At 71.9% G+C, this 10,599-nt stretch carries 9 protein-coding genes; 6 read left to right on the top strand and 3 right to left on the bottom strand.

Translation table 11 applies throughout. The features are described 5' to 3' along the window. Positions 1-29: 29 nt before the first annotated feature. The 4 genes from ACX9I7_RS20485 (at position 30) to ACX9I7_RS20470 (ending at position 6,708) form a co-directional block, all read left to right on the top strand. Positions 30-1,259 carry a GNAT family N-acetyltransferase gene (locus tag ACX9I7_RS20485; RefSeq protein WP_459388121.1) on the top strand — a complete coding sequence of 410 codons (1,230 nt, stop codon included), beginning with the start codon at positions 30-32 and terminating at the stop codon, positions 1,257-1,259. A gap of 121 nt (positions 1,260-1,380) precedes the next feature. Continuing rightward, positions 1,381-2,838 (top strand): pyridoxal phosphate-dependent decarboxylase family protein, encoded by a 1,458-nt coding sequence (locus tag ACX9I7_RS20480; protein WP_459388120.1) that lies wholly within the window; start codon positions 1,381-1,383, stop codon positions 2,836-2,838. Continuing rightward, a complete protein-coding gene (locus tag ACX9I7_RS20475) occupies positions 2,835-3,716 on the top strand; it encodes a hypothetical protein (protein WP_459388119.1) in 882 nt (293 codons plus the stop codon). The genes ACX9I7_RS20480 and ACX9I7_RS20475 overlap by 4 nt, the downstream gene beginning before the upstream one ends. Beyond that, positions 3,700-6,708 carry an aminotransferase class V-fold PLP-dependent enzyme gene (locus tag ACX9I7_RS20470; RefSeq protein ID WP_459388118.1) on the top strand — a complete coding sequence of 1,003 codons (3,009 nt, stop codon included), beginning with the start codon at positions 3,700-3,702 and terminating at the stop codon, positions 6,706-6,708. The genes ACX9I7_RS20475 and ACX9I7_RS20470 overlap by 17 nt, the downstream gene beginning before the upstream one ends. A gap of 47 nt (positions 6,709-6,755) precedes the next feature. Here the strand turns inward: ACX9I7_RS20470 and ACX9I7_RS20465 are convergent, their stop codons facing one another. Further along, positions 6,756-7,265 (bottom strand): hypothetical protein, encoded by a 510-nt coding sequence (locus ACX9I7_RS20465; RefSeq protein WP_459388117.1) that lies wholly within the window; start codon positions 7,263-7,265, stop codon positions 6,756-6,758. A 259-nt stretch (positions 7,266-7,524) separates the two neighbouring features. After that, complete coding sequence (locus ACX9I7_RS20460; RefSeq protein WP_387570628.1) at positions 7,525-7,803, bottom strand: Rossmann-fold NAD(P)-binding domain-containing protein; 279 nt, start codon at positions 7,801-7,803, stop codon at positions 7,525-7,527. 38 nt (positions 7,804-7,841) lie between these two features. Between ACX9I7_RS20460 and ACX9I7_RS20455 the strand changes: the two genes are divergently transcribed. Continuing rightward, complete coding sequence (locus tag ACX9I7_RS20455) at positions 7,842-8,162, top strand: hypothetical protein (RefSeq protein ID WP_459388116.1); 321 nt, start codon at positions 7,842-7,844, stop codon at positions 8,160-8,162. Between the two features lie 450 nt (positions 8,163-8,612). Next, the gene (locus ACX9I7_RS20450; RefSeq protein WP_387570623.1) at positions 8,613-9,092 is read left to right on the top strand and encodes a hypothetical protein; all 480 of its coding nucleotides are present in this window, start codon (positions 8,613-8,615) and stop codon (positions 9,090-9,092) included. A gap of 221 nt (positions 9,093-9,313) precedes the next feature. Here ACX9I7_RS20450 and ACX9I7_RS20445 read toward each other — a convergent pair whose 3' ends face one another. After that, positions 9,314-10,552 carry a hypothetical protein gene (locus tag ACX9I7_RS20445; RefSeq protein WP_459388115.1) on the bottom strand — a complete coding sequence of 413 codons (1,239 nt, stop codon included), beginning with the start codon at positions 10,550-10,552 and terminating at the stop codon, positions 9,314-9,316. Positions 10,553-10,599: the final 47 nt, after the last annotated feature.

Here is a 10,599-nt window from a genome sequence, read left to right as displayed (position 1 = left end):
GCCGGTATCACGGGGAGGCAGCGGCACCGATGGAGATCCGTCCCGCGACCGACAAGGATCTCGACGTCTTCGTCGACACCCTGCACGCCGCGTTCGGGAACTTCCCGGAAACCCCGGCCGAGGACGGCGGGCTCTGGTGGTCGGCGCTCGAAACGGACCGCTGCCTGCTCGCCCTGACGGCGGACGGGCGGCCCGTCGGCACCGCCGGCGCGTACTCCTTCGAGCTCACCCTGCCCGGCGAGGTCCTCGCCCCGGCCGCCGGGGTGAGCTTCGTCGGCGTCCTGCCCTCGCACCGACGCCGGGGCGTCCTCAGCGCGATGATGCGGCATCAGCTCGCCGGGCTCCGGGCGCGCGGGGAGTTCCTCTCCGTGCTACTGGCCTCCGAGTTCCCGATCTACGGCAGGTTCGGCTACGGACCGGCGACGTACACGCGGCAGCTGACGGTGTCACGCTCGCGGGCCGCCTTCGCCCTCCCCCGGGCGTGCGGGACCGCCGGCTCGGGCACCGGCTCGGTCGAGGTGCTGCGGCGTGCCGAGTGCGGCGAGATCCTGGAAGAGGTCTACGACCGGTACCGCCGCGCCCAGCCCGGCGCGCTGTCCCGGCCGCACCGCTGGTGGGCCTCGCGCGCGGGGCGGCCGCCGATCTCGCCGGCGCCGCGCTACATCGCCGTCCACCGGGACGCCGAGGGCGTCCCGGACGGTTACGCCAGCTATCGGGTCGAGTCCGGCATCCTGAAGGTCGACGAGACCATCGCCACCGACGACGCCGTCATCACGGACCTCGCCCGGTTCGTCCTCGGCCACGACCTGGTCACCCAGGTCGAGTTCCAGCACTTCCCGCCCGAGCACCCGCTGCGCTGGCAGCTCGCCGACTTCCGCGCCGGGCAGGTCGGCGACGACACCGACTGGCTCTGGGTGCGGCTGCTGGACGTCCCGCGCGCGCTGACCGCGCGCGGCTGGTTCACGGACGGCGAGCTCGTCCTCGACGTCGACGACCCGTTCCTCGGCGGCCCCTCCTCCGGAGAACACGGCCGCTACCTGCTGACCGTCCGGGACGGCAAGGCCGACTGCGTCCCGACGGACCGGGAGCCCGACCTGTCCCTGGACGTGCGGGACCTGGGCTCCGTCTACCTCGGCGGCACCGCCCCGAGTACGCTCGTACGCGCCGGGCACATCCACGCCCACCACCCGGACGCGGCCACCCTCGCCGACGCTCTCTTCCGCTCCGACCGCTCCCCGCACTGCCTCCACTGGTTCTGACCGCGTTTCACCGGCCCGGCCCCGCACACTCCTTTCAGGTGATAACCACCGATTGTCGTGATGGGGTGATTTTCCGCCGCTACGGTGATCGGGTCAGTGGGGGCCGGTGCCGGGGGTGGGCATGGAGCTGGGGTACTGGCTCGGGCGGGGAGTCGACGCTTTCCGGGAATGGGCGAGCACGTACGGCGAGTTCGCGACGCACACCTCGATGGCGGTCGACGATGCGGCCTGCGCGGTGGCGTTCGAGGAGCTGACCGCCCGGCTGCGCGGCAGCTACCCCTTCTTCCACCCCTGCTACGCGGGGCAGATGCTCAAGCCGCCGCACCCGGTGGCGGTCGCCGGCTATGCGGCCGCCATGCTGGTCAACTCCAACAACCACGCGCTGGACGGCGGTCCGGCGACCTCCGCCATGGAGGAGGAGGTGGTGGAGCGGCTCGCGGAGATGGCCGGGTTCACGGCCCATCTGGGGCACCTGACCAGCAGCGGCACCCAGGCGAACCTCGAAGCCCTGTTCGTCGCCCGTGAGAGCCGTCCCGGCACGGCGGTCGCCGTCAGCGCCGAGGCGCACTACACCCACGCCCGGATGTGCCACCTGCTGGGCGTCCCCGTCCACACGGTGCCGGTGGACGCCCGCGGGCGCATGGACCTGGGCGAGCTGGACCGGCTGCTGTCCACCGGGGTCGTGGGGACGGTCGTCGTCACCACGGGCACGACGGCTCTGGGTGCCGTCGATCCACTGCACCGCGTCGTCCCGCTGGCGCGCCGCTACGGGGTGCGCGTCCATGCCGACGCCGCCTACGGCGGCTTCTTCCGGCTGCTGGCCGACGGAGAAACCGGCGGAGAAACCGGAGGAAGAGCCGACGGGAGGGCCGACGGGCAGCGGGCACCCCTCGCGCCGGAGACCGCCGCCGCTCTGCGGGCGATCGCGCAGTGCGATTCGGTGGCGATCGATCCGCACAAGCACGGGCTGCAGCCGTACGGTTGTGGAGCGGTGCTGTTCGGGGACCCGGACGTCGCCCGGTTCTTCCGGCACGACTCGCCCTACACCTACTTCACGTCCCGCCGGCCCCACCTGGGGGAGATCAGCCTCGAATGCTCCCGCTCCGGCGCGGCCGCCGCCGCTCTGTGGCTGACGTTGAAGCTGCTGCCCCTCACCCCCGACGGACTCGGGGCGGTGCTCGCCGCCGGGCGGCGGGCCGCCGTCCGCTGGTCCGAGCTGATCGGCGCCTCTCCGTACCTGGAGCCGTACCAGCCTCCCGAACTCGACATCGTGACGTACTACCCGGCCTCTCCGGGGAGTTCACCACCCCGCCTGTCCCGTGTCGGCCTGGCGAGCGAGGAGGTGATGCACCGGGGCATGAACGCCAAGGAGGACCCCGTCTTCCTCAGCGTCGCCCGTGTCACCGCCGACGCGTTCACCGCCCGCCACGCCGACGCCGTCGCGGACGCCGACGACACCCACGTGCTGCGCAGCGTGCTGATGAAACCGGAGAGCGAGCTGCATCTGGAACGCCTCCACCAGCGGGTGGAGCAGCTGGCCAAGGCGTCCTGGCCCGCTCCTCGGAGGCGCGGCCGATGAACAGCGATATGCCGCCGCTCCCGCTGCCCTTGCCGCTGACCACCGACTCGCGCGTCCCCGCCCGGGAGCCGGCGGCCACGACCGCCGATTACGACCGCTACTTCCACATCGCGCGCCACGCGCCGGACCTGACGTCCTGGACGCGCGGCGTGCTACGGCTCCAGGCAGCCGTCCTCGCCGACCTTCCGCACACCGGTCTGGACGACTCCCAACGTGCGGCGGCCCTGACCGGCCTGCTGCACGCCTCCCACACCACACTGGCCGCGTGGCTGACGTCCGCGCCGGGATCCGAACCGGGATCCACGCCGGAGGGGCCGAATACCGGGCACCCGGCACCGAGCGACGGCGAGCCCGCCGACGGCCCGGCCCACGACGCACTGCGCCGCTGGAAACTCGGCCATCAGCTCTTCCACCTCCTGCTGACCACCATGAACAGCACCCTCGACGACACCCTGGCCGCCGTGGGCGCGGCACGGTGGGCTTCCGTCCGCCACGGCCTGGAGCGGTTGCGGACGCTGTACGACGCGGCCACCGCCGCCATGGCCTACGCCTCGGACTTCCCCGCCTCCGTCTACGCGAACGACGTACGGCCCACGATGGAGCCGCCGTTCGCCCCACCGGGCTTCTCCGGAACGCTCAATCAGGAGCACCGGGTCATGACCGAGCGGGCGCGCGCCCTGACGGCCGCGCTGGGGAACCTGTCGCCGCTGACGCCTTCCCTCGCCGTGATCCACCACGAGGCGGCTCTGCTGCGGTCGGCACAGCGGCGGAACCGGAAGGCGCACGCCGAGATCTGTGAGCGCTGCGTGCCGGACGGCGCCTCGCTCCTGCGTCAGCACACCACCCGGCGAAGGAGCAGCCGTGCGACATACGAGTGATGCGAGTGAGTGGACGAGCGGCGCGTCGCGGGCCGGCGGGCACCGGACCGCCGGGGACATCGAGGGCGTAGGGGACATCGAGGGCGTGGACGCCGGGACCGGTCTGCGGCTGCTGACCGGCCTGGTCGACGAGGTCGTGTGGCTCGACCACTGCCCCGCCGTGAGCGCGTCCTTCCAGCCGGCGCCCCCCTGGCTCCGGCACGAGCCGGTCTCGGCGTGGCAGCCGTTGCCGGATCCCCCGCCCGGCCGACAGCCGTGCCCGCCGCCCGATCCACGCCGCGTCTGCGTGTCCTTCGCTCCCGAGCACGGGGACAACGCCCGTACCTGGGCCCGTACCCACGGCTACCGGCTGCTGGCCCCGGACGCCGGCGTCACGGCGTGGGCCGCCGACAAGATCAGCGCCACGCGACTGTTCGCCGAGGCCGACGTCCCCGTCCCGCCCTTCGTGGTGATCCCCGCGACGGGCCGCGAGCCGGCGGAGGCGTACTGGAACGGCCGGTGGCCGCTTGCCGTCGTCCAGCGGGCGGAGAACAACCTCCTCGGCCGCGGGACCGTCCTCGTCGACGGACCGTCGGCCCTGCGGGCCCGCCTGGAAGCCTGGCCGGACGAACCCGTCAAACTCAGCCGCTTCTGCCCCGGGATCTCTCTGACCGTCACCGCGTGCGCCGGGCCGGACCGGACCGTCGTCTCGGCCGTCTCCCACCAGCTCGTCGGGCTGCCCGAACTGGCCGCCTCCTGGGGCGCGCACTGCGGCAACCAGCTCGTCGGCCCGGACGACCTGCCCGAGGGGCTGTACGGGCAGGCCCGGGCGGCCGCGTACCGCGTGGGCGAAGTCCTGCGGGGACGCGGTTTCCGCGGCGCCTTCGGCCTGGACCTGGTGGAGGACGGCGGCCGGCTGCGGGCCGTCGAGGTCAATCCGCGCTTCCAGACGGTGGTGTCGCTGGTCCAGGCCGCCGAGGGCGCGACGGGCCTGCTGCCGTCCCTGGGCCTGCACGTCCTGTCCTTCCTCCTCCCCGTCCTGCCCCCTCCGGCAGCCGGACGGTTGCCGGCCGGCCTGCGCCACAGTCAGCTCGTGGTGCACGCCCGTACAGCCGCCGTGGTGCGCCGCCCGCCCCTGACGGGGCGCTACCGCAGGGACGGTGGCAAGGTGACGGGACCGCTCGGCGGGCCGCCTGTGGTGTCCCGGCTGGCCGACGACGAGGCCCTGTGGTGGGCGGTCGCCCGCTCCGGGCCGGTCACCGCGGGCCAGGAGCTGGCGCTCGTCCAGTTCCCGGGGCCGGTCGCGGAACTGCTGCCCCGCCCGCCGCTACGGCCCGACGCCTCGGCCTGGATCGCGGCCCTCGCCCCGGACGCGGAGGAGGACGGGCACGCCGAGAAGGACGCCCGGAACGCCGAGGAGGAGGACGGGCACACCGAGCAGGAGGGCCGGAACGCCGAGCAGGAGGGCCGGCGCGCCCGGAAGGACCACCGGAACGCCCAGAAGGACGACCAGAACGCCCGGCAGAACGACGGTCGGCGCACCGGGGACGACCTGGACGACCTGCCGCCCCTGCGGCTGGACGAGCGGCGGATGCGCGAGGCCGGACGCCACGCCATCGACCTCGTCATCGGCCGGTTGACGACCCCCGGCTCCCGCCCACCCTGCCATGCCCCCTCCCCCGGCGCTCTCCGGGCCGCCCTCGACGAGCCCCTCCCCGAGCACGGCACGCGCGACCTGCCCGGCCTCCTCGACCACGTCACCGAGCGGGCACTCGCCGAGGCGACCCGGCTGGACCACCCGCGTTGCTTCGCCTTCGTGCCCTCCACCGGCAACTTCCCGGCCGTGCTCGCCGACGCGCTGGCCTCCGCGTACCTCTCGGTCCCCGGCGCCTGGCTCGTCGGAGCGGGCCCCACCCGGATCGAACTGACCACCCTGCGCTGGCTCAAGGCGTTCCTGGGCCTCCCGGACGGCCACGGCGGCCTGTTCGTCAGCGGCGGCTCAACGGCCAACCTGACCTGTCTGGCCGTCGCCCGTGACCACCGGCTCGACGGCCGGCCGCAGCCGCACGCCCGGCTGTACTGTTCCTCCCAGGCCCACCCTTCCGTCGCACAGGCGGCGCACCTACTGGGCCTCACCCGCGAACAGCTCACCGTCCTGCCTCCGGACGACGACCTGCGCCTGGACGCCGACGCCCTGGCGGAGCGCGTCGGCCGTGACCGTCGCGCGGGGCTGCGCCCCTTCGCCGTCGTCGCCACGCTCGGCACGACCGGCACCGGGACCGTCGACCCGCTCGACCGCGTAGCCGATGTGTGCCGGGAGGAGGGCCTGTGGCTGCATGTCGACGGTGCCCACGGCGCAGCCGTCGCCGGCACCCCACGCGGTCACCATCTGCGGAACGCCCTCGGCCGGGCCGACTCCCTCACCGTCGACCCGCACAAATGGCTGTTCCAGCCCTACGAGATCGGCTGTGTCCTGCTACGGCGTCCCGAACTGCTCCCGGAGACCTTCGGCCTGGCGCGCCACGCCCTGGACCAGGGGTATCTCCGGCCGGCCCATCCGGCCGCCCCGCCAGGCGAGGAGATCAACCTCTCCGATTACGGCCCTCAGCAGAGCCGGGGTCTGCGCGCCCTGAAGCTCTGGCTCTCCCTGAAGACGTTCGGCGCCGGAGCCTTCCGCCGGGCCATCGAGCAGGGCGCGGAACTCGCCGAGTACGCCGCCGGGCTCGTCGAGGCCCACCCCGAACTGGAGCTGGTCACGCCGCCGAGCCTCGCCATCCTCACCTTCCGCTACCGGCCCCGGAACGCGTCCGCGACCTGGGACGCCGACGCGGCGCAGGCACACATCAGCCGGAGGGTGTGCGCCGACGGCGAAGCCGTCCTCCTCACCACCACGGTGCGCGGAGCCACCGTGCTTCGCATGTGCACCATCAATCCCGCCAGCACACGTGCTGACGCCGCGTACGTGCTGGACCTGGTCACCCGCTACGGCCGCGAGACATGGCAAGACGCCTGACACGACATCCGACGCGAATGTGAAGCGATAGAACGACCGCCGCCCGGTCAGACGATCACCAACGTCGACGGCCCGGTGATCCGCTCCACCCCGCGCTTCGACAGGCACTTCAGCGGATCGAGTGTGAGCTGAAGCCCTGGCGAGGCCACCGTGTGTCCCTTGAACTTCCCCTTCACCACCCGGCCCACAACAAGGACGACCGCCTGTCCGACCACCTGCTGCACGTTCCCCAGGTGATACACGACCGTCGTCTGCTCCCCGGTGTTCCAGGTGATCCGCTCGGCGGTGGTCGCGTCGGAGAAGAAGTAGCCGTTCCACCCGCCACCGCTGATCGAGGACACCCCGGAACTCAGCGCCGGGTCCGTGGAAAGACACGTGTACGCGCCGTCGCCGCCGATCCGGGTCCGCCGCGCCGGCAGCGACAGACCGGGCGAGAACGAGATGGTGTTGCTCCCCGCGCAACTCACGGCAGCGGCCTCGGCATGGGCAGCGTGCGAAGTGTGCGCCGACGCGTCGGGCGCCATGTGCACCAGCACGGCCAGCGCCGCCGCAACCAAACACCCGAGCCTCCGCCCCCACGAGAACCGTCCGCCCATGTCCGCCCACCCCTCCCGCAAAGCCACCGCGTACCGACGGCAGCATCCTTTCGCTCCGGCCCGAGGCACGTCCGGCGCACGAGGCAGAAGCCGACGACAAGCGGCAGCACGGTGTCCGTGGGTGGCGCGGGACTCCGTCGGCGCGCCCCGGCGACGCCGCGTCCCTCGCGACGCGAAAGCGACGTCCTCGGATCGGCCATCCGCAGATGCCGACGGCCAGTCACCGGGAGCGTACGGCGGCCTCCAAGACCTCCTGGACGGTCTTCGCAGGGTGGCCAATAGTGGCTTCCAGCGTCGGGTCGGTGACGTTGAACTCACCGTTGCGCGACGCGGCGAACATCGTCAGCGCGAACTCCGCGGCCGACCGCGGCATCCCGCCGGCGACCGCTGTGGATGTCCACTCGTCGTCGTCCATGACGACTCGGGTGACGGTCCGTCCGGTGACACGACTGAGGATTTCGGCGACGTCGCCGAAGTCCAGCGCGCGGGGGGCCGTCAACGGCGGTGTGATCCCGTCGAGCACTCCACTCGGAAGCCATGTACGCCATGGGCTGGGTGCTCCCCGACCAGGCGAGCGATCAACGGTGCACCGAGTTCATCGGCGGCCTTGCGGGCCACACGCAGTCGGGCACCTTCCGCATGGCGCGCGCCGATGCCCGCCCCTGGCTCGCTTCGCTCCCCGGAGAGCGGAACAGGCCGGGCGGGGTGGGATCCGACAGCGTGGTGGAACGGAAGGAGGGGCTCGCCCTCGGCATCCTCAGGCCGCCGGGCAGTCTTCAGGCCGACGAGGTGAGGGTTGACGTCCGCTGGGAAAGCCAGGACACCGCAGTCGTCACCTTCGAGACGTTCGACTACTGAGGATCAGCCAACACTGTCAACTCCGCTCCCCCAACCGTCGGCGGGGAGCCCGAGGTGGATGCAGCGTTCCCATGCGGCGTTGACCTGGCCCGCTGCTGACGGCTTCCTCTCTTGGTGCGTGCCGAGCGCAACGGCCCCCTTCGGTGCTCGGCACGCACCAAGCCGGATAAAAGTTCGAGCCAAACCCAGTGCAAGTTCCACGCACGGACACGAGTTCGGCGAGGTGGGACAGATAGCTTCGTCAGCATCAGTCACTTCACGGGGGGACCCATGCTTCGTCGTCACATTCCGGCAGCCACATTCGCCGTACTCGCCTTGGCCGGCTGCTCCAGCAGCCCGTCGCCCAGCGCCGCCGTATCCGCAGAAACGAATCTGCAGCCCGCCGGCCACACTGCGGCGGCAAGCGACGGGAACATACCGACGGGCCCCGGACCGCAAGCGCGGTACACCGTGCAGAAGCAGCCCGCCCCGGGCACGTGCCACTTCCGCTACACCCAGGCCCAGGAGCCTCTGCCGGACCCGGCGTGCACGCCGGGCGCTCTGAGCCCGGCCGTCACGCAGTCGAACCTCACGCAGACGATCTGCAACCCGTCCGGGTACACCAAGGGCATACGCCCGCCGGTCTCGGTCACCGGCCCGGAGAAGATCGCGAACGCGGCCTCCTACGGCGACAAGGACTCCCTGCACGACTCCGAGTACGACCACCTCATCAGCCTCGAGCTCGGCGGCGACCCCAACGACCCCCGCAACCTCTGGGTCGAGCCGCCCTCCCCCGGGCACACGCCCGGCGGCGGTCCGAACAACCCCAAGGACCAGGTCGAGTCGAAGCTCCACACCGCGATCTGCTCCGGCCAGGTACAGCTCCGCGACGCCCAGCAGGCCATCGCCACGGACTGGACCACGGCCCTCACCAAGCTCAAGCTCAAGTAGCCGGGGCGCCGCGCGGCAAGGCCGGACGGTCCCCGACTTTTCTGCACTCGGGTTGAAGCGCGAACCGCCCTGGAAGGGTGTCGCCGGCATGCAACCGGGGACGTTCGGCCACGGGCACCGGTCCCCCAAGGCTGGTCTCGGGGTAGAGACACGGAAGGCCCCGCACGGAACCGGCAGGCCGGGGATTCACGTGCGGGGCCGCGCTCACAGGGAAGGGGCTGTCAGACGCCGGTCAGGGTGTACGTACCCGTACCGTCCTGCCTGCCGCTGGAGAACTGGCGGATCAGCTCCCCGTCCGCGTACCGGTCGTGGCCCAGCATGGAGCCGGTGTACTTGTTCTGCAGACCGATCTTCGAGCTGCCGGGCACGTCGCGGTAGATGTAGAAGCGCTGGAGGTCGTCCTCCCCGCAGTTGGCCGTGGTCAGGTAGGCCTGCTCCAGGTTGGCGATGTCCGCCGGGATGGTCGCGCATCCCCCGTTGCCCCAGTTCCACAGGGACGCCTCGATGACCCCGTTGTTCTCTGTCACGTTGCACAGCCGCCAGTTGTCCAGGTGGGCGCTGGTCCAGTTGGATTCGCGCAGGCGGATGCCGTCGTTGGCCAGGAGCGGTGCGCTCCAGTTCAGGACCTTGCCGGGAACGTCGATCTTGTAGGCACCGGGCTGGCAGTCCAGGGCGGCGCGCGTGGCGGGCCTGGCGGCCCGGGTGGCCTTCATGCTCTGGGCGGCCTTGGCGGCTGTTGCGGCGTTGTCGGCGTCGCGCTTGGCCTGGTCGGCCTTGGCCGAGGGGACGGGACCTGCCGGGTGCTTCGCGGTGGCAGTGGCGGAGCCGCAGTCCAGCAGACCCTGCGCCTTGCGCATGATGCTGTTGGCGGGCACCTTGTCCTCGCAGCGCACCGCGCCCTCTTCGAGGGTGGTGTAGGTGGTGTAGCTGCCGGTGTCGGCCCCTTCGATCCACTTCAGCGCCCAGCTGCCGTCGCCCTGTTGGACGCGGTTGCAGTTGAGGCTTCCGTAGGTGCCGGTGACCTTCTTGGTGCCCTTGTAGACGCCGTAGTAGCCGGGGTCGTTGAAGTTCCAGCTGACCGAGGTCGACTCGCTGCTGGTGGAGGAGTAGTTCACCTGTACGTTCAGGCCCAGCATCGCGCCGACGGTGCCGAGGGTTTGGACGGCGAAATCGCCCTTGATCTGGCCGTTGAGGCCGACGGAGACCGAGATGGTGGTCTGGGTGTTGGTGGTGACGTTCTGGTAGCCGGTCGAGCCCGCGGTGACGTACCAGCCCTTGAAGTGGGTGATTGTCGGGGCGACTTCGGTTGACTTGATGAACGGGTGGCGCTTGCCCAGGTCGGATGCCGTGCAGGACTGCCCGGCCTGAACGGCGCTGGCGTCGGCGGCGGGGGTGGCGCCCTGGGCGGCGGCGGGGCCGGCCACGGCAGCTGTGGCGGCAAGCGTCGATGCGGCGGTCACGGTGAGGGCGATCAGCCCTCTGGCCCAGCGGCCGGAAGATCTTAAGA

The sequence above is a fragment of the Streptomyces sp. L500 genome (assembly GCF_054551825.1).
The sequence above is the reverse complement of the archived record's forward strand: the minus strand, read 5'-3'. Positions and strand labels throughout refer to the sequence as shown.